This is a genomic window from Flagellimonas onchidii (genome assembly GCF_004804315.1).
GTDB lineage: Bacteria > Bacteroidota > Bacteroidia > Flavobacteriales > Flavobacteriaceae > Flagellimonas > Flagellimonas onchidii.
Map to the genome: position 1 here is coordinate 412,793 of NZ_SRXX01000001.1, position 18,634 is coordinate 431,426.

18 protein-coding genes are annotated in these 18,634 nt (G+C 40.2%); 14 read left to right on the top strand and 4 right to left on the bottom strand.

Features of this window, described 5'->3' with window-relative positions; all coding sequences use genetic code 11:
- The first annotated feature begins 27 nt into the window (after positions 1–27).
- From E4661_RS01725 to E4661_RS01740, 4 genes are all read left to right on the top strand, one after another.
- On the top strand, positions 28–426 hold the full coding sequence (locus E4661_RS01725) for a hypothetical protein (RefSeq protein ID WP_136465087.1): 399 nt from the start codon (positions 28–30) through the stop codon (positions 424–426).
- Positions 423–1,343, top strand: a complete 921-nt coding sequence (locus E4661_RS01730; protein WP_136465088.1) for a TIGR01777 family oxidoreductase — start codon at positions 423–425, stop codon at positions 1,341–1,343. The genes E4661_RS01725 and E4661_RS01730 overlap by 4 nt, the downstream gene beginning before the upstream one ends.
- 118 nt (positions 1,344–1,461) lie before the next feature.
- Positions 1,462–2,016 carry a sigma-70 family RNA polymerase sigma factor gene (locus tag E4661_RS01735; protein ID WP_136465139.1) on the top strand — a complete coding sequence of 185 codons (555 nt, stop codon included), beginning with the start codon at positions 1,462–1,464 and terminating at the stop codon, positions 2,014–2,016.
- 2 nt (positions 2,017–2,018) lie between these two features.
- A complete protein-coding gene (locus tag E4661_RS01740; RefSeq protein WP_136465089.1) occupies positions 2,019–2,249 on the top strand; it encodes a hypothetical protein in 231 nt (76 codons plus the stop codon).
- Here the strand turns inward: E4661_RS01740 and E4661_RS01745 are convergent.
- Positions 2,246–3,070 (bottom strand): UbiA prenyltransferase family protein, encoded by an 825-nt coding sequence (locus E4661_RS01745; RefSeq protein WP_136465090.1) that lies wholly within the window; start codon positions 3,068–3,070, stop codon positions 2,246–2,248. The two genes, E4661_RS01740 and E4661_RS01745, sit on opposite strands and share 4 nt — an antisense overlap.
- 125 nt (positions 3,071–3,195) lie before the next feature.
- Here E4661_RS01745 and gcvP point away from each other — a divergent pair, with 125 nt between their 5' ends.
- From gcvP to E4661_RS01785, 8 genes are all read left to right on the top strand, one after another.
- Complete coding sequence (gene gcvP, locus E4661_RS01750) at positions 3,196–6,048, top strand: aminomethyl-transferring glycine dehydrogenase (RefSeq protein ID WP_136465091.1); 2,853 nt, start codon at positions 3,196–3,198, stop codon at positions 6,046–6,048.
- A gap of 165 nt (positions 6,049–6,213) precedes the next feature.
- Positions 6,214–7,272, top strand: coding sequence for a 3-oxoacyl-ACP synthase III family protein (locus E4661_RS01755; protein WP_136465092.1), 1,059 nt, complete (start codon positions 6,214–6,216; stop codon positions 7,270–7,272).
- The gene (locus E4661_RS01760; RefSeq protein WP_136465093.1) at positions 7,273–7,794 is read left to right on the top strand and encodes a class I SAM-dependent methyltransferase; all 522 of its coding nucleotides are present in this window, start codon (positions 7,273–7,275) and stop codon (positions 7,792–7,794) included. It begins immediately after the preceding gene.
- Between the two features lie 38 nt (positions 7,795–7,832).
- Positions 7,833–8,675 carry a glycosyltransferase family 2 protein gene (locus E4661_RS01765; RefSeq protein ID WP_136465094.1) on the top strand — a complete coding sequence of 281 codons (843 nt, stop codon included), beginning with the start codon at positions 7,833–7,835 and terminating at the stop codon, positions 8,673–8,675.
- A gap of 31 nt (positions 8,676–8,706) precedes the next feature.
- The gene (locus E4661_RS01770) at positions 8,707–9,687 is read left to right on the top strand and encodes a 2-hydroxyacid dehydrogenase (RefSeq protein WP_136465095.1); all 981 of its coding nucleotides are present in this window, start codon (positions 8,707–8,709) and stop codon (positions 9,685–9,687) included.
- A gap of 245 nt (positions 9,688–9,932) precedes the next feature.
- Positions 9,933–11,135: a hypothetical protein gene (locus tag E4661_RS01775; protein WP_136465096.1), complete on the top strand. Its 1,203-nt coding sequence runs from the start codon at positions 9,933–9,935 to the stop codon at positions 11,133–11,135.
- 77 nt (positions 11,136–11,212) lie between these two features.
- On the top strand, positions 11,213–11,824 hold the full coding sequence (locus E4661_RS01780) for a hypothetical protein (protein ID WP_168796308.1): 612 nt from the start codon (positions 11,213–11,215) through the stop codon (positions 11,822–11,824).
- A 112-nt stretch (positions 11,825–11,936) separates the two neighbouring features.
- The gene (locus tag E4661_RS01785) at positions 11,937–12,287 is read left to right on the top strand and encodes a hypothetical protein (RefSeq protein WP_136465098.1); all 351 of its coding nucleotides are present in this window, start codon (positions 11,937–11,939) and stop codon (positions 12,285–12,287) included.
- A 381-nt stretch (positions 12,288–12,668) separates the two neighbouring features.
- Here the strand turns inward: E4661_RS01785 and pafA are convergent, their stop codons facing one another.
- The gene (pafA, locus tag E4661_RS01790; protein ID WP_136465099.1) at positions 12,669–14,345 is read right to left on the bottom strand and encodes an alkaline phosphatase PafA; all 1,677 of its coding nucleotides are present in this window, start codon (positions 14,343–14,345) and stop codon (positions 12,669–12,671) included.
- Positions 14,346–14,464: 119 nt separating this feature from the next.
- On the opposite strand from pafA, the gene E4661_RS01795 reads away from it, so the two are divergent.
- Positions 14,465–15,202 carry an MlaE family ABC transporter permease gene (locus E4661_RS01795; protein WP_136465100.1) on the top strand — a complete coding sequence of 246 codons (738 nt, stop codon included), beginning with the start codon at positions 14,465–14,467 and terminating at the stop codon, positions 15,200–15,202.
- Positions 15,202–15,969 carry an ABC transporter ATP-binding protein gene (locus E4661_RS01800; protein WP_136465101.1) on the top strand — a complete coding sequence of 256 codons (768 nt, stop codon included), beginning with the start codon at positions 15,202–15,204 and terminating at the stop codon, positions 15,967–15,969. Before E4661_RS01795 ends, E4661_RS01800 begins: the two co-directional genes overlap by 1 nt.
- A gap of 35 nt (positions 15,970–16,004) precedes the next feature.
- Here E4661_RS01800 and E4661_RS01805 read toward each other — a convergent pair whose 3' ends face one another.
- Both E4661_RS01805 and E4661_RS01810 read right to left on the bottom strand, forming a co-directional pair.
- Positions 16,005–17,462 carry a DUF389 domain-containing protein gene (locus E4661_RS01805; protein WP_136465102.1) on the bottom strand — a complete coding sequence of 486 codons (1,458 nt, stop codon included), beginning with the start codon at positions 17,460–17,462 and terminating at the stop codon, positions 16,005–16,007.
- A gap of 2 nt (positions 17,463–17,464) precedes the next feature.
- The gene (locus tag E4661_RS01810; RefSeq protein ID WP_136465103.1) at positions 17,465–18,544 is read right to left on the bottom strand and encodes a mannose-1-phosphate guanylyltransferase; all 1,080 of its coding nucleotides are present in this window, start codon (positions 18,542–18,544) and stop codon (positions 17,465–17,467) included.
- Positions 18,545–18,634: the final 90 nt, after the last annotated feature.

Genomic DNA, 18,634 nt, shown 5'->3' on the forward strand with positions numbered 1-18,634 from the left:
AAATCAAAACTCTTAAATCAATAAATTATGGACAACATAAAAATCATTATCGGCTACATCATCTATTTACCAATAGTAATTTCTTTAACCATCTACACTTCCAAAATTTTGTTTAAAAATGGAAGGTTATTTATGATCGATATCTTCAAAGGAAAGGACGACATTGCACTAGCCACAAATAAGCTTTTTGAAATAGGTTTTTATCTGATCAACTTAGGTTTTGCATTGTACATCATGAAAATCTACGGTTATGCTCCAAATTATGAAATGAGCAATCAAACTTTAATGGAAATATTGAGTAAAAAAATTGGAGGTTTTACCATTTACCTAGGTATTATGTTATTTTTCAATCTTTTCCTGTTTTTCAGGGGAAGAAAAAAGTCTAGGGAGGTCTCCAGAATAACGAGAAAAGTACCCAAGCCATGAAAAAAATCGTCATAGCAGGCGGGAGTGGTTTTTTGGGAAACATTCTCATTCAAAATCTAAAATCTTATGTGGAGGAGATTGTGGTGTTAAGTCGTAAATCAAAACCTTCCTTTGAAAACATCCGCTTCATAAAATGGGATGGCAAAACACTATCCGAGTGGGCAAAGGAAATAGATGACTGCACTGCTCTTATCAATTTATCAGGGCGTTCGGTGGATTGTAGATATAACAAAAAAAACAAGGCAGAAATTCTGGATTCCCGTATCAATTCCACCAAAGTCTTGGGAAAAGCCGTTGAACAGAGCATCAACCCTCCTGAAATATGGATAAACTCATCCACAGCTACCATTTATAGGCATTCCATGGATAAAAAAATGAATGAACTCACTGGCGAATTGGGCAGTGGGTTCTCAGTGGAAGTTGCCAAAACATGGGAAAAAGCATTTTTCTCTTGCAACACCCCTAAAACAAGAAAAGTTGCACTTAGAACATCCATAGTTTTAGGCAAAGAAGGCGGCGCACTAGCTCCAATCAAAAATCTAGTGAAATTAGGATTTGGTGGTAAACAAGGAAGCGGAAAGCAATTCGTCAGTTGGATTCATGAAAAGGACTTTGCAAGAAGTATCTTGTTCATAATTAAGAATAACTGTATAACAAGAGTCATCAATTTAGTGGCTCCAACACCGACCACCAACGAAGCTCTTATGAAAAAAATAAGGGATAAAATAAAGATTCCCTTTGGTATTCCTCTTAGTACGTCCCTTCTTGAAATGGGAGCAAGATTGATCAATACCGAGACCGAGCTTATATTAAAAAGTAGAAATGTGATTCCAAAAAAGCTTATTGATGCGGGATATGAGCATGATTTTGGGGCTTTGGACAGTGCTCTGGATGATTTATTTATCTCGAAATCTTAATATTACGCTAAATTATATTTTCATGAACTTTTCGTGATACTTTTTAAAGTCGTTTGTAATGGATAAAAAGCAAATCATTAACTAAAATCCATTACATTTGGTACTTCTTGAAAAAAATATGGTAGCGTATAAACTTCAACCTGAAAATTGGGTAGATCAATATGCAGATTACCTGTTCAACTATGCGGTGGCCCGTGTAAGTGATGCAGAAATCGCTAAAGATTTAGTACAGGAAACTTTTTACGCCGGCCTTAATTCGGCCAAAAATTACAAGGGCGATGCTGCCGAACGAACTTGGTTGATTGCTATCTTAAAGAGAAAGGTAATCGACTACTATCGAAAAATCAACTCCAAAAAAGGAAAGGCCGAAGTCCGCGTGAATTACAGCGCTGCATCAGACGCTGAAGGAGATTGGTTGGAAGAGCAAGTGGCTGATCCTTTTAGCAAGGATGGGGATAGCTCCATTGAAAATGAGGAATTGGGGCTTGCAATTCAAGAATGCATCTCAAAATTACCTAAAAAACAATCCCTTGTTTTTAAGATGAAGACCATTCAAGGAATGAGTACCGAAGATATTTGTAATGAACTTGGAATTAATCCGTCCAACCTGTGGGTGATGATCCATAGAGCTAGAACGGCCCTTATGGGTTGTTTGAATCAAAATTGGTTTTAGTTATGAAGATTTCGTGCGAGGAAGCTGCACATATTTGCAACAAATCACAATATAAAGAGGCAGGTTTATGGGAAATTATTAAGCTCAAGTGGCATATTTTTATGTGCAAGACCTGTGCAAAGTTCTCTAAACAGAATACCACATTCACTTCACTTTGCGACCGTGCAGGCCTTAATGTATTGACAGAAACGGAAAAAGAGGAAATGAAAAAAGATTTGGAAAAGCATATCTAAAGAAATTGCTCCAAGCACCATAATATTCCAAACCAAAACATTGGTACACCCTCTACCCAAAATGAAGCAAGATATTTTTGTCGCATATTTTTCCCTAAAACAAATACAACAAGCAAAATTATACTGACCACAAAACGCGTCCCAATCTCAATAGCGGTCAACTCATCTTTCAAAAACGTCAAAAAAAAGAAAAACGCCACCAGTACCATCCCAAATCTTTTAGTTTTTTCAATACCTAAAACTTGAGGTATTGTTCGTAACCGTGTATCGTCCCATCTTAAATCCCTAATCTCAAAAGGTAAGATCAGCGCCAACACTAGAATAAATCTTTGGGCTAAAAGCAGAAATACATCCCAAGAGAGCGAGACTTCTTGTTCCAACAATGGTAAAATCACCGTAAACCCTGCCCACACTGCTGCCACAATGTAAATCTTAAACCCACCAAGACTTCTCAAATTCTTGTTTTTGGGCAAGAAAGGAACAGCATAGAGCACTGAAAGCAGTCCCAAAACCAAAATTGCCAATCGCGTACGATTTCCTAGTTGAAGAAAAAAATACACCGCCGGAAGAAAACACAGAAAGCTAAAAAGCTGTATAGTTTTATGATATGAGTTGTATACAATTAGGTACTTTTCCGCCTCTACACCATATTTCACAAAATTGTAACACACTATAGTTCCAAAAAAAGCAAACCCCAAAAGCGAAACATTGTCAGGAAGTTGAAAAAAATAAGCGGTAACCATAGTCAAAGCAACCACGGATAGCGAGACATGCACGCTGGCATTTAAATAAAAGTCGAAAAGTATTCTAAAGAATCGCATCTGAAAAAATCACCACCCTAGACCTAAGGTTAATTGGTGGTTAACAACTTTAAAATGGTGTGTATCAAAATTGCTTATTTTCATCGAATTAATCCCTAATTTTGTGCACTTTATTGGATAGATTTATGAATACAGATGTGTTTGCCTCCCGGCATATCGGCATTACCGAAAAAGACCTTCAACCGATGTTTGAAATCGTTGGAGTGGACAGTCTGGAACAGTTGATTTATGAAACCATTCCCGATGATATTAGATTGAAATCTCCTTTGGATTTGCCCAAGGGAATTAGTGAGCATAAGTTCCTCACACATATTCAAGAACTGGCAGACAAAAACAAGGTCTTTAAATCCTATATCGGATTGGGCTATCACGAAAGTCTTATTCCATCCGCTATCAAGCGAAACATTCTTGAAAATCCTGGTTGGTATACGGCCTATACACCCTATCAAGCTGAAATCGCCCAGGGAAGGTTAGAAGCTTTACTTAACTTTCAGACGATGGTGAGTGATTTAACAGGAATGGAACTGGCCAATGCCTCCCTTTTGGATGAGAGTACGGCAGCAGCCGAAGCCATGACCATGTTGTTTGATTTACGTTCTAGACAACAGAAAAAAGATGGAACCACCAAGTTTTTTATATCGGAAGAAGTATTGCCACAAACATTGAGTCTCCTTAAGACCCGCTCGACACCATTAGGCATTGAATTGGTTATTGGCAACCACGAAGAGTTTGATTTTTCAACAGATTTCTATGGGGCACTCTTGCAATATCCTGGCAAACATGGTCAAGTTCATGATTATGCAGGATTTGTGGAAAATGCCAAAGCAAACGATATTAAAGTCGCAGTGGCTGCAGATATTTTAAGTCTGGTTTTGTTGACCCCTCCTGGAGAGTGGGGTGTGGATGTCGTGGTAGGAACCACGCAACGTTTCGGAATTCCATTGGGATATGGAGGGCCGCATGCGGCATTTTTCGCCACAAAAGAAGCTTATAAAAGAAATATTCCAGGTCGTATCATAGGGGTTACAAAAGACACCGATGGCAATCGAGCACTTCGAATGGCCCTTCAAACCCGAGAACAGCACATAAAAAGGGACAAGGCCACTTCCAACATTTGTACGGCACAGGTGCTATTGGCCGTTATGGCAGGAATGTACGCCGTTTATCATGGGCCAGACGGATTGAGGTATATAGCCAACAAAGTGCATAACTATACCAAAATGGTATCAGATTTCCTTTCGGAAATGGGCTTCAAACAACTCAATTCCACTTATTTCGACACAGTAAAATTCAAGGTGGATGATGTTCAGAAGTTAAAAGAAACTGCTGAAAATGCTGGTATCAACCTAAATTATATTGACGACAACACTGTATCAATCTCCTTGAATGAAGCATTTTCCCAAGATGATTTTAAGCCATTGGTGGAATGTTTTATGCGCAGTCAAAATAAAAAGCCAAGTGAGTCTTTCGTAAAATCAGTGGAGCAAATTCTACCGGATTCTTTACAAAGACAAGCACCATTTTTGGAGCATGAGGTGTTCAACTCCTATCATTCAGAAACCGAGTTGATGCGCTACATCAAAAAATTAGAGAGAAAGGATTTGGCATTGAACCACTCCATGATTTCTTTGGGTAGTTGTACCATGAAATTGAATGCAGCCTCAGAAATGTTGCCATTGAGCTGGGCCAATTGGGGGAACATACATCCCTTTGTACCATTAAATCAAGCCGAGGGTTATCAAATCGCCCTTAAGGAATTGGAATCGCAGTTGACCACCATTACCGGCTTTGCCGCCACTTCATTACAACCTAATTCAGGAGCTCAAGGGGAGTATGCGGGATTAATGACCATACGTGCTTATCATGAATCCAGAGGTGAAGGACATCGCAATATTTGTATTATTCCAGCTTCTGCGCACGGCACCAATCCTGCTTCTGCAGTTATGGCCGGCATGAAAGTCGTTGTCACCAAAACCGATGACAAAGGGAATATTGATGTCGCAGATTTGACGGATAAAGTGATTCAACATTCTGAAAATTTAGCGGCCTTGATGGTCACTTATCCTTCAACGCATGGAGTTTTTGAATCATCCATAGTTCAAGTAACCCAATTGATTCATGAACATGGAGGGCAGGTTTATATGGATGGGGCCAACATGAACGCACAAGTGGGGTTGACCAATCCCGCCACAATTGGCGCAGACGTCTGCCACTTAAATCTCCATAAAACTTTTGCCATTCCGCATGGAGGAGGCGGCCCAGGTGTAGGCCCTATCTGTGTTGCAGAGCAGTTAAAACCATTCCTTCCGTCGAATCCAGTAATAGAAACTGGTGGCGAAAACGCCATTACAGCCATTTCGGGAGCCCCCTGGGGAAGTGCACTAGCCTGTTTGATTTCCTATGGATATATTAAAATGTTAGGCGCTGAAGGTCTAACGGAATCGACGATTATGGCCATTTTAAATGCCAACTATATCAAAGATCGTCTTAAAGGTAAATTTGATGTCCTCTATACAGGTGAACGTGGACGTGCGGCCCATGAAATGATTATTGATTGCAGACCTTTTAAAGCACATGGCATTGAGGTTATCGATATTGCCAAAAGACTAATGGATTATGGATTCCATGCACCTACAGTATCTTTCCCTGTCGCCGGGACCATTATGATTGAGCCTACCGAAAGTGAGAGTTTGGCAGAATTGGACCGATTCTGCGAAGCCATGCTCTCCATTAGGGAAGAAATTGATGAGGTGAGCGCCGAAAATCCAAACAATGTGCTGAAAAATGCACCTCACACCATGGAAATGGTCACCAATGATACTTGGGACTTTCCATATAGCAGGCAGAAAGCAGCTTTTCCATTACCTTTTGTAGGAGAAAACAAGTTTTGGCCTTCCATTCGTAGGACAGACGAAGCCTTTGGGGATCGTAATTTAATTTGCACCTGTACTCCTATCGAAGCCTATGCCGAAGCTTAGCTAAAGCATTATAAATATTAGCAAAAAGCTCTGATTCAAATATCGTTTCAGGGCTTTTTCCTTTGGAAAACCAGACAAATCAGTGTTTGAACATCGTAGGGCATTTTCACCAAATCACTTAAATAAACATCCCTCCGCTATCTTAAATAATTAAAACTTCAACTAATGGGTATCAGCATTACAGGAACCGGCAGTTACATCCCTTCCGTTATTACAAAAAATGAGGACTTTTTAAACCATGAGTTTTTAGAAACGGACGGTACTGGTTTCAATTATGAGAATGCCGTGATCATTGAAAAGTTCAAAGCTATTACCGGAATACGGGAGCGACGTTACGCCTCACCCGACCTGAATACTTCCGACCTTGGATATCTGGCAGCTGAAAAGGCCATTGAAGATGCACAAATCGACAAAGAAGAACTGGATTATATCATTTTTGCCCATAATTTTGGAGATGTAACATCCGGAAAAATTCAAGGCGATACCCTACCAAGTCTGGCCACTCGGGTTAAACATTTGCTGAAGATCAAGAACACCAGATGTGTAGCCTATGATATGCTCTTCGGATGTCCTGGCTGGATTGAAGGGGTGATACAGGCCAATGCCTTTATCAAAAGTGGAATTGCCAAAAAATGTCTGGTCATAGGTGGAGAAACACTTTCCAGAGTGGTCGATGACCATGATCGGGACAGTATGATTTATTCCGACGGTGCTGGTGCCGCAATTATTGAGGGTGACGGTGGTTCAGGTGAAATATTAAGTCACGCATCGGTAACCCATGCCAATGGAGAAGCTTATTATTTATTTTTTGATAAAACCTACAAATCAGAAGGTTGCCCCAACACCCGATACATTAAAATGCATGGTAGGAAAATATATGAATTTGCCTGCACCCATGTGCCGCAAGCCATGAAGGATTGTCTGGATGATAGCGGAGTGGATATTAAAGAGGTAAAAAAAATATTCATCCATCAAGCCAACGAAAAAATGGACGAGGCGATTATAAAAAGATTTTATCGTCTGTATGGTGTGCAACCTCCCCAAGACATCATGCCCATGAGTATTCACAAATTGGGCAATAGCTCAGTGGCAACGATTCCAACCCTCTTTGATTTAGTAAGAAAAGGAGAGCTGGAAAATCATGAAGTAAAAAAAGGAGATGTTGTTATCTTTGCAAGTGTTGGTGCCGGAATGAACATCAATGCCATTGTATACCGCTATTAAATGTACGAGAACAACTTTCCCAACAAAAGATACAAACACACCCTAGCATTTCTACAAAAGCATATCAAACCTTCTGAATCCATTTTGGATTTGGGAGTGGACAATCCGTTTTCCAAAATCATGAGGTCCAATGGATATCAAGTGGAAAATACAGGAGGTGAAGATTTAGATATTGATTTTGATGCTGTCACCAAATCCAAAGCGGAAGTAGTAACAGCTTTTGAGATTTTTGAACACTTGGTTGCCCCGTTCAATGTTTTAAGTGAAATAAAAGCTGACAAATTGGTGGCCAGCATCCCCATGCGTTTATGGTTTTCATCAGCCTATCGAAGTAAAATAGATCCTTGGGACAGACACTATCACGAGTTTGAAGATTGGCAATTTGATTGGCTCCTGGAAAAATCAGGTTGGGTCATAAAGGATAGCGCCAAATGGACCAATCCAGCTAAGAAGATTGGACTTAGACCTTTACTGCGTCTTTTCACCAACAGATATTATATCGTTTATGCCGAGCGGAAATAGCTTTGGGAATTGTGCTTAGTTTTTTGGAATTTTAGACCATGCGAATCAGCATTATCATTCCCGCACATAACGAGGAGGCTTTTTTAGCCCAATGCCTTGATTCTTTTGCTGCACAAACCGTTGTTCCGCATGAACTCATTATCGTGGATGACAACTCCGGAGACCGCACATATGAAATTGCATCTCATTATGCTGCTAACTTTGAATGGGTCAAAGTTGTTCAACGCAACTCTCTTAATGAGCACATTCCCGGAAAAAAAGTAGTGGATGCCTTCAATTTTGGCCTATCCCATGCTTCCGATTATGATTTAATTGGAAAGTTCGATGCGGATATCATTCTACCTCCAAAATACTTTGAGTTTATGCTCAACCATTTTCAGTCCAACTGGAAATTGGGTATGTGCTCCGGGCTACTCTATATCAAAAAGGGAGACACTTGGGCCTATGAGAATATTTCTGGTAAGAATCATATCCGTGGCCCCATAAAATTGTACCATAAAGCCTGTTTTGATAAAATAGAAGGGCTAAGACCCAGGGTTGGATGGGACACCGTAGACGTGTTATTGGCCAAATACAATGACTTCGAAACCCACACCGACCCTTCTCTACAAGTAAAGCACTTAAGGCCAACTGGGCATGGATATAGCAAAACAAGCTATCGTTCAAAGGGGGAAGCGTTGTATAGAATGAGATATGGGATTGTTCTTGCCAAAATAGCCGCACTTAAAATGGCTTGGCAAGCGAAAAGCCTAAAATTGTATCTCAATGTTATCATAGGCTACCTTGGTGCAATCATCAAGGGGTTACCTCGATTCGTGACACCAAAGGAAGGGTCTTTCATCAGAAAATACAGATGGAAGGGAATCATGCAAAAACTGTAGTGAATACTGTCACTCATAATTCAAAACAAACATGGCTCGAAAAAAAGTACTGTTATCAAGAATTTTCCCAAAACTGGCCACCCAACTTTTGGAAGAAGCAGGGTGTGAAGTTATAGCTTGGGACAAAGAACAACCCATGTCTTATGAAGAATTGACATCGAAAGCTAAAAACTGTGATGCGCTTTTTTGCACATTGACAGATAAGATTGATAGCACCTTTTTAAATGCCTGTTCACATTTGGATATCATCACCCAATTTGCGGTGGGTTATGACAACATAGCAATCGAAGTAGCCACCAAACTGGGAATTCCAGTAGGTTACGCACCCAATGCCATGAACGAGGCCACAGCGGACATTGCATTTGGTTTGATGATTGCCACAGCACGGAAGATGTTCTTTATGAACCAGAAAATCAAGGATGGAAAATGGGGCTCTTTTGATCCTGTTGGACATTTAGGACTGGAACTAAAGGGAAAAACATTGGGAATATTGGGACTTGGGAGAATAGGGATGGTTATGGCCAAAAAATGTAAAGGAGCCTACGATATGAAAATCTTATACCACAACAGAAACTCCAACCCCGAAGCAGAAAGTGAATTGGGTGCGACATGGGTCGATTTTGAAACTTTAGTAGCTGAAAGTGATGTGATTTCCGCTCACTGTGCCCTTACACCCGAAACCAAAGACATTTTCAATAAATCAGCGTTTGATAAGATGAAACCCACATCCCTTTTTATCAATACGGCCCGTGGAGCTGTTCATAATGAAACTGATTTGATCAATGCCTTAAAAAAAGGCAGCATCTGGGGTGCAGGACTCGATGTCACCAATCCCGAACCCATGAAACCAGACAATCCATTATTGACCATGGAAAATGTCTGTGTGCTACCTCATATTGGCTCAGCTACAATAACGGCCAGAAATGAAATGGCACGAATGGGCGCTACAAACATCATCAGTTTTTACAAGCAAGGAACGGTACCTTACATTGTAAATCTCGAAGTACTTTAGACACTTTTCCTCTAAGTAAATTATTTTATTAGCTTGCGTAAGGCAACTATTGCCTTAACTCCCCCTAATCTTTATCCGTCATCCGTCAATTGAAAACTAGCATTCGTCAACTCATACCCCGCTTTCATCAATTTTAAAATCTTTTTCTCTTAAAAAAGAAGGAATTTACCTCCAAATAAAATAAAGCAGATAAGCTCGCAAAGCAAATCGACCTCTCAATCAAATAGCAATTAAAAACTGACTATATGTATTTATTGAGAATCAATCGATTAGTGCTACTCGCAGCACTGGGGTTAATTGTTTACTCCTGTCAAAAAGAGCACAACTATGTTAATGAACCCATACAAGACGTAACACAAGGGAACAAAACGGAAAGTGCTATTGTTTTAGGGCCAAAACTGAAAAATCCCTATGCTATTTCGGTGATGAAAAAGGCTTTCGAAAATATTACCACTCCTACTGAAGGCGCCAAAACCAATGGAAGGTATGCCTTAAGGACCGTAATCGACGAGGTAGGAGACACCCTTGAACTGGTTGATATTCCTGAGGACGTAATTAGGGTGACCCACAAATATGTAAAGTTCAAGCCCAGTTCTGAAGAGGAACTGGATGCCATAAAAGCAGATACCACATTGGTGCTTTTCGACCATCCCCTGGACTATGAAATCGAACAAGAAGGGGATTATTACCGTGACCCCGAAGTGCCCGATACCATTCCAACCCCCAGATACGCCACTCTAAAAATTTCACAGGTACTGGCAGATACCATTCCTTTCGAAATATTATCGGAACTTTACCTACCAGAGGAGGATGCCGTCATCGATCCCGAACTTTTGGACGATCCTGAAAACGACCAAGTGGTCACCGTCGAGGAAAGCACGGCCTCAAAAAGTAATCCCCTAACCGCTAAACCCTGGGACAGGAAAGGCCTGAAAAGCTTTGCCAATAAAGGAAAGACTAAGGAGAAGGTATTGCTTTTGGATGCCCTTGTGACGGAGGCTTTTCGCCTGACCGGAAATGAAATGGAGCAGGACGACGAAGACGAGGCATTTTATATAGGTGATGGGGAAGCTTCCAGATTGTTCGGGCGAAGAAAAAAATGGACACCGGAAGGTACCGTACAAACCCATGACAATCGTTTGGGAAAAAAAATAGCACCGGAAGGAGTCGTGGTAAAGGGCTGGCGATGGTTTACCCGTCGATCAGCTATAACCAATAGTTCCGGGTATTATCGCATGGGCAGGGTACGAAAGAAGTATTTTAAATATCGTATTGTATTTGAAAGGCATCATTTTCAGATAAAAGATGTGGGCACATTTGCCGGTGATATCATCCGTTGGGCAAGAGGTCGCTCAGCAGCGGAAATATATATGGGCAAATCGCAGACAAAGAAAAGTGAACCGAACCCTAACAAGCCAACACGAACGTTATTTGGCCGATATCTTTAGAGGGGCCTATTACTACTACTATAAAAATATAGATGGCTTAAGAAGACCCCCCCCTTAACGCTTTGTGGAAACGCAAGATGAACATCAGTGCCTCAAAGACCAATGCTGTTTCTTCCCATATACACCAAAGAAGGTGGCTTCCCATTATCGGATCGCAGATCGTATTAAAAGAATATGGGGAGCGGAGCGACCAGGTAATCGGCACCACCATACACGAACTGGCCCATGCCAGCCATTGGAACATGGACCGCGAAAACTATAATGATCTGGCATGGAAAGGCTACATAGAAGCAAAAACCGTGGGCATGAAACGCCATAACAAACGTGCTAGGCGCCTGTTGGAAACCTGGGCCACCACTGTAGAAATTTACCTTACCCGAAAACTGTACCGGGAGAAGTATTTAAGTAACTATAGCTATATAGATAATGATTTTCAATTGGTTAGAATCATCGATAACAATTATTATACTTCCTGTGGATATGACATGACTGACACTGATAATCAACGTTCAATATATGGGGCTGACTACCCTAATGATAGAGTAAGTGGTTATTCAATTAGACAGTTGGAAAATGCTTTAAAAGGTTCCGACGTATGGGGTGAATGGAAGGACCGTGTAAAATCCCTATACAATAACCCAACGGAACATCATTTGGACGAACTTTTTAACAATTGGAAAGATGATTAAAAAAGCCAAACAGTTACCATTCGTATTGTCTCTGCTAGTCTTATATGGTTGTCCTGATGAAGAGGGGATGAAAACAAATTCCTTTATTATAAATAATGAAACAAGTCAAAATATGAAAGTCAAGATATATGAGAAGAGTTCAGGTAATCTTCTTTCCGAAACAACATTTCTTGACCCAAATACTCCTTTCGGATTTGTAATTAATGATGGGAGTTTACAATTATTGGAAGATTTTGTCCCTTTATATCCAAACCCAATTGGCGATTCCGCAATTATAGTACTAGGCGACAGATATTTGATTTATTCATATGACCAGGACAATAGGATATTCATACCAAATGAAAGGAATATTTTTAGAATCTCCAATTACGCGCAGGAAACACCCACTATCTATACTATGGAGCTCACCCAAGAAGATTATGATAATGCCATACCCTGCACGGTAGAGATATGTGGAGAGTAAGTGGGTATTGTATTTCGCAACTGGAAAATGCCTTAAAAGGTTCCGATGTTTGGGCGAATGGAAGGACCATGTAAAATCCCTTTACCATAACCCCACGGAACATCGTTTGGATGAACTTTTTAACAATTGGAAAGATGATTAAAAAAGCTAAAAAGTCAACATTCCAATCCCTATTATAGCAATGATATTCCGTTAACTGATTTTGTATTTTCTTTTGGAGTAAAGTATATTGCTTCACCTGGAAAAACTCATGAAAAATAATTCCGATAAAAGACAAGTTTTTCTTTCCCTAAATGAAGAAATACTGATTTTTAGCCATGGAAACTCAAATTACGCCATCATAATCCAATAGCAATCATGGTTCATGCACACTTGACGCCCCTATTCCAAAACCTCCGCAATAGGCTCCCCAGTGGTTCCATTGGGAAAAGCCATACCCAATAAAGCGGCTATTGTAGGGGCGATATCTGGAATCTCGGTCCTATTAAACGTACTTCCCTTTTTTATTCCCTTGCCAAACAATAACAGTGGTGTATGGGTATCATACATCATTGGCGATCCATGTGTAGAGCCTGTTGAATGATAATGTGCAAATCCCGGGCGCTTCACTATAAGTACATCACCAGAACGTTTTTGGTTCCATCCATTTTGAAGCAAATGGGGTATACCATGGTTGTACTCATTCTGCCAAAGCTGATAAGCTGTATAGGTTTCGTTGACTCCTTCGTAATCCAAAAGTTCAAGAGCGATATCCTCCTGAACACTTTTTAGGTCCATATCCAAATTGGATATAATCTTATGATCCAAAAAGACTTGGGAATCTGACATATGTTTGATCATATCGGTTGTGCCGTATGTATATTTTACATATTCCTTGAACTTGTTTTGCATACCCTCTAAATCTAAATATCCTGCTGGTATTTTTTGACTTCTTAAATACGAAGGAACATGTACCGCTCCGTGGTCTGCAGTAAGGAACACTGTGTACTCACCCACTCCAACTTTTTGATCCAATTGGTTGAACAATCTTTCCAAATCAAGGTCCAACCGCAGGTAAGTATCTTGTATTTCTTTGGAGTTTACCCCAAACTTGTGGCCTACATAATCCGTACTGGAAAAACTGATGGCCAAAAAGTCTGTTATGGCATCTTTTCCAAGGTTTTCTTGCTGAAGGGCCTCTAAAGCAAAATCCAGTGTAATGCTATTTCCATAAGGTGTATATTTCAGAATCTCAAAATCCCTGTCCTTAGCCAACATGTTGGGTGTATCATGCGGGAAGGTGGGAGTGGCCTCCTCCTCGAACAGCCCTTCATACGAGTTGTTATCAGGTCCACTTTCCCTGTACAAAGCAATATCCTTTAAAGTTGTCCAAGGCTTTTTGTACACTTCCACCCTATCCGATGCATTAAAATCAACTACCCATTGGGGTAAATTTTGCATATAATAAGAACTACTAATCCATTCTCCTGTATTTCCGCCTTCGAACCAATAAGCAGCATTTGCAGTATGCCCTCCCGGCAATACCGCACCCCGGTCTTTTAAAGCAACAGCTATCACTTTTCCTCTTTGTTGTGTGTGCAATCGCAACTGATCGGTCATTGTGGTGGTGAGCATTCGATGTGGAGACATTTTTCCAGCATCTGAGGTTGTTCCTACCGATGCATAACTATCGTCAGAGGCGCAATATACCTCCTTATCCAATCTCTTGTCATACCAATCATTAGCGATAATACCATGTGTAGCCGGGGTTGTACCCGTATAAACCGAAGCATGCCCGGGCCCTGTTTTGGTCGGTGCATAATTAAAATGGTGGTTTTTACAGTTGAATCCATCATTCACAATTCGCTTGAATCCACCTTCGCCATAATGATTCCAAAAACGGCTCAAATAATCGTATCTCATTTGATCCACGATGATGCCTACCACCAATTTTGGGGTTTCAGCAATTTGTACAGGTTGAGGTTTTACCTCAGCAGCTTTCCTTCTTTTTCTCTGACCAAAGGAAAGGTTCACTACCAAAATAAAGGACAATACGAGTAACAGGTCGATTTTTTTCATGGGCCAGTTATGGATTAGCGAGGACAAAACTATTCATTTCTCTCATTTAAATAATTTAAATGATGGTCAAATGCACATCAATATTGTTATTTTTATGGCCGCAAGTCTATTTTTGGTGCATGAAATACCTTGAAGCGATTGGGAAATACTTCATCATGATATGGGAAGTATTTAAGAAACCAACCAAATGGCCCGTCATGAGATCCCTTATCTTAAAGGAAATCGATGAGTTGATCTTTGGTTCTTTGGGTATTATCATATTTATTTCCTTTTTCATCGGTGGAGTTGTTACCATTCAAACCGCGTTGAACCTCAACAACCCGCTGATTCCGAAAAGCCTTATCGGTTTTGCGACCAGACAATCCGTAATATTGGAATTCGCCCCTACGTTCACCTCTATTATTATGGCCGGAAAGGTTGGCTCTTACATCACCTCGAGTATTGGTACCATGAAAGTAACGGAGCAGATAGATGCATTAGAAGTTATGGGGGTCAATTCCGTTAATTATTTAGTATTTCCAAAGATTATAGCCATGTTGGCCTATCCTTTTGCAGTGGCCATTGCCATGTATGTGGGTATTTTAGGTGGATGGATTGCAGGGGCGTTTGGCGGATATGCTCCCAGTGGTGAATTTATAAAGGGACTTCAATTGGATTTTATTCCCTTCCATATTACTTATTCCTTCATAAAAACAGTTGTCTTTGCATTTATTATTGCCACCATACCGTCATTTCATGGATTGTATATGAAAGGTGGCGCCCTTGAAGTGGGTAAAGCGAGTACCACAGCATTTGTTTGGACCAGTGTGGTGATCATTATTACAAACTATATCCTTACGCAACTCATGTTAGGTTAATGATAGAGGTTGAAAACATACATAAGTCTTTTGGTGATGCCCATATTCTGAAAGGGGTCAGCACTACTTTTGAAGATGGGAAAACCAATTTGGTCATCGGTCAGAGTGGTTCGGGAAAAACGGTCTTTTTAAAATGTCTGTTGGGTCTTTTCGAGCCAGAAGAAGGTAATATTTGCTACAACGGCCAATTCTATTCAGAGCTTTCGGGTGATCAAAGGCGAGACTTAAGACAAGAAATGGGTATGGTATTCCAAGGAAGCGCCCTTTTTGATTCCATGACCGTGGAAGGGAATGTGATGTTTCCCCTAAACATGTTCACTAACCAATCTAAAGGTGAAATGCAAGATCGGGTCGATTTTGTATTGGAACGTGTAAACCTTATCGATGCCCATAAAAAATTTCCTTCCGAAATCTCAGGTGGAATGCAAAAACGGGTTGCCATTGCACGGGCCATAGTTATGAATCCAAAATATTTGTTCTGTGATGAACCTAATTCAGGGCTAGATCCGAAAACTGCAATTTTGATTGATAACCTTATCCAAGAAATCACAAAGGAATACAACATTACCACAGTGATTAATACTCATGACATGAACTCCGTAATGGAAATTGGAGAAAAAATCATCTTTTTAAAAGATGGATATAAAGAATGGGAAGGCACCAATAAGGAAATCTTTAAAACGGATAACGAAGCGGTAACTAATTTTGTCTATTCTTCGGAGCTCTTCAAAAAAGTTCGCCAGATGTACATTGAGGAAAGGAATTAATGGATATCGGAGCTCAGATGACAGATATCTAAAATTTAATCCGATTCCTTGACTACCACCGTGGAGTCTTGAATCCTGATTTTTAACCAATCAGACATTTTCTTCGCGTCCAAATCCTTTTGGTTTTGACGAATCCCTTCTTTCCATTTTATCTCAAAAACTGGAACTGTATCTTGCTTCTTAAAATCTGTTTGGATTTGGTAGGAAAAACCCAGCCCTTCTATATTATTATAATTGGCTTTTGCTTCTGCACTGATATTATTGAATGGTATCCGCTTTCCCGCGTTTTTCGTTAACGTAGCGACTTCCTCCTCCAACAATCGAATTTGCTCATCCTTGTTCAACAATTCAGCTTTGTTTTTTTCATACAGTTCGCTTACATAATTGAACTTTTCCTCCGAATCATCTTTACCACCTTGCAGTACTTTGAACTGAGCTTCCTTTAATCTTGAAAACTCATTCTTTTGAACCCTCCAAGTATTTAGAACATTATCAGGGATAAGTTCATCTCCCATAACCACCAATTCAATAAGTGACTCCCCTTTTTCATTGTAATCGATTTTAGTTAGATTGTCAACATATCGCCCAGCACCGTTGAACTGATAGACTTCAATGGTCTCTCCTAAAAATTGTCGAGCTTGTTTTTTAAACAAGGACTCCTGAAAAACCTGGTAAAACGTAAAACCGGCGGGAATCATGACTGCGATTCCAGTGATGGAGGCTAAACGAGCTATTAATCTTCTTCTTTGGGAATTAGCATACCTGACCATCGGAAACCTCAAAAACTTAATCACCAAAAAAGTTGCAAGTCCAATGAAAATTGTGTTGATGATAAACAAATACATTGCTCCGGCTGCGTACCAAGGCTTCCCAATAGCCAATCCAAACCCAACTGTACAAAGCGGTGGCATCAGGGCAGTTGCGATAGCCACACCAAAAATCACGCTAGCTATGGTTCCTTTTTTGGCTCTGGCAATTACCAAGGCCAACCCTCCAAAAAACGCGATCAACACATCACGAATATCTGGTTTAGTTCTCGCCAATAACTCCGATGACTCATCCTGTAGCGGAAAAACTGCAAAGAACAAATAAGCAGTTATCACACTTAAAACCACCATCACCGTAAAATTTTTGAGTGATCTTCTGAGTGTATCAATATCATTAATCGCCAATGAAAGACCCATACCCAAAATAGGCCCCATCAAAGGGGATATCAGCATCGCTCCGATTACCACAGCTGTGGAATTTGCATTAAGTCCAATGGAAGCGATAAAAATAGAGCAAATAAGAATCCAGGAGGTATGGCCCTTAAAGGGAATATCTTCTATAATCGATTCCTTGGTGGCAGCAGCATCTGTGTTTGTTCTTACCTCCAAGAGTTCGGCAAGAAACTTTCTAACGCTTCCCAAAAGACCTTTAAAGTCTCTTTTAACTTTTTCTCCACTGTCCTGATCAGGAGAATTCCCTCCTCCTGTAAACAAATGTTCACTCATAATTATGCATACTTATCACCAAATTTATCTTTTACCTGGTTAAGCACTTCTTTTATGTTTTGTTGTTTTGATTTGGGATAAATCAACAACACCTCTTCCTTATCAACTATAATATAGTCTTCCAGGCCATCAACCACTATAACTTTGCCCTTCGGGGAACGAATCATATTTCCCTTAGCGTCTTGCAACAGGGTTTGGCTATTGACCACGGCATTTTTAGCTCCGTCTTTATCCAGCTTGTCATATAGCGCCCCCCATGTTCCTAAATCGTTCCAATCAAAGGTAGCAGGCAGGGTAAAAATAGATTTGGATTTCTCCAAGATAGCATAATCTATGGAGATGTTTTTTGCTTTGCCGTAGTTTTCTTGAATAAAGTCTTTCTCTTCTATTGTATTGTATAAGGAGATTCCAGATTCGAACAATTTGTATTGTTCAGGTTGATAGTTTTTAAATGCGTTCACTATTGTGTTGACTCCCCACATAAATATCCCAGCGTTCCAAAGAAAATTGCCTTGGGCCAAAAATTCTTTGGCTGTTTCGTAATCCGGCTTTTCCCTAAATTGTGACACTTTTTTCAGGTTTTCGTCACTACCTTTTTCATACTCTATATATCCAAAACCAGTGTTCGGAAATGAAGGTTGTATACCCAATGTGCATAACACCTCCTCTTTTTCACACTTTTCAAAGCAAGCTTTAACATCATTTTCAAAAGCCAGTTCATCCTCAATCCAGTGATCGCTCGGCGCCACAATCATTACCGCATTGGGATTCATTTTTTGAATTTTGAGTGCCGCGTACAGAATACAAGGTGCAGTATTGCGCATAGCTGGTTCCAGCACTACCTGTTTTTGCGTTACCTTTGGTAATTGCTCTAATACCAAATCGTTATAACGTTCATTGGTAAGAATCAAGATGTTTTCTGCAGGAACAAATCGATTTAACCGATCAAATGTTTTTTGTATTAAAGTTCTTCCAGTTCCAAGCATGTCATGAAACTGTTTGGGATTTGACGAGGTGCTTACGGGCCAAAATCGAGAACCTATACCTCCCGCCATCAATATTGCGTAATAGTTTTTGTTCATAGTTCTTATTTTTCACTATCATTTCGAAATGAGTCCCCAAATAAATCGGGAAGATTGAGAAATCTTTGCTGATGAACTTCTTTAGATTTC

Excerpts from the sequence above, each read along its gene's own strand:
- E4661_RS01725 (WP_136465087.1), top strand. The coding sequence starts at position 28 with ATGGACAACATAAAAATCATTATCGGCTACATCATCTATTTACCAATA.
- E4661_RS01730 (WP_136465088.1), top strand. The coding sequence starts at position 423 with ATGAAAAAAATCGTCATAGCAGGCGGGAGTGGTTTTTTGGGAAACATT.
- E4661_RS01735 (WP_136465139.1), top strand. The coding sequence starts at position 1,462 with ATGGTAGCGTATAAACTTCAACCTGAAAATTGGGTAGATCAATATGCA.
- E4661_RS01740 (WP_136465089.1), top strand. The coding sequence starts at position 2,019 with ATGAAGATTTCGTGCGAGGAAGCTGCACATATTTGCAACAAATCACAA.
- E4661_RS01745 (WP_136465090.1), bottom strand. The coding sequence starts at position 3,070 with ATGCGATTCTTTAGAATACTTTTCGACTTTTATTTAAATGCCAGCGTG.
- gcvP (WP_136465091.1), top strand. The coding sequence starts at position 3,196 with ATGAATACAGATGTGTTTGCCTCCCGGCATATCGGCATTACCGAAAAA.
- E4661_RS01755 (WP_136465092.1), top strand. The coding sequence starts at position 6,214 with ATGGGTATCAGCATTACAGGAACCGGCAGTTACATCCCTTCCGTTATT.
- E4661_RS01760 (WP_136465093.1), top strand. The coding sequence starts at position 7,273 with ATGTACGAGAACAACTTTCCCAACAAAAGATACAAACACACCCTAGCA.
- E4661_RS01765 (WP_136465094.1), top strand. The coding sequence starts at position 7,833 with ATGCGAATCAGCATTATCATTCCCGCACATAACGAGGAGGCTTTTTTA.
- E4661_RS01770 (WP_136465095.1), top strand. The coding sequence starts at position 8,707 with ATGGCTCGAAAAAAAGTACTGTTATCAAGAATTTTCCCAAAACTGGCC.
- E4661_RS01775 (WP_136465096.1), top strand. The coding sequence starts at position 9,933 with ATGTATTTATTGAGAATCAATCGATTAGTGCTACTCGCAGCACTGGGG.
- E4661_RS01780 (WP_168796308.1), top strand. The coding sequence starts at position 11,213 with ATGAACATCAGTGCCTCAAAGACCAATGCTGTTTCTTCCCATATACAC.
- E4661_RS01785 (WP_136465098.1), top strand. The coding sequence starts at position 11,937 with ATGAAAGTCAAGATATATGAGAAGAGTTCAGGTAATCTTCTTTCCGAA.
- pafA (WP_136465099.1), bottom strand. The coding sequence starts at position 14,345 with ATGAAAAAAATCGACCTGTTACTCGTATTGTCCTTTATTTTGGTAGTG.
- E4661_RS01795 (WP_136465100.1), top strand. The coding sequence starts at position 14,465 with ATGAAATACCTTGAAGCGATTGGGAAATACTTCATCATGATATGGGAA.
- E4661_RS01800 (WP_136465101.1), top strand. The coding sequence starts at position 15,202 with ATGATAGAGGTTGAAAACATACATAAGTCTTTTGGTGATGCCCATATT.
- E4661_RS01805 (WP_136465102.1), bottom strand. The coding sequence starts at position 17,462 with ATGAGTGAACATTTGTTTACAGGAGGAGGGAATTCTCCTGATCAGGAC.
- E4661_RS01810 (WP_136465103.1), bottom strand. The coding sequence starts at position 18,544 with ATGAACAAAAACTATTACGCAATATTGATGGCGGGAGGTATAGGTTCT.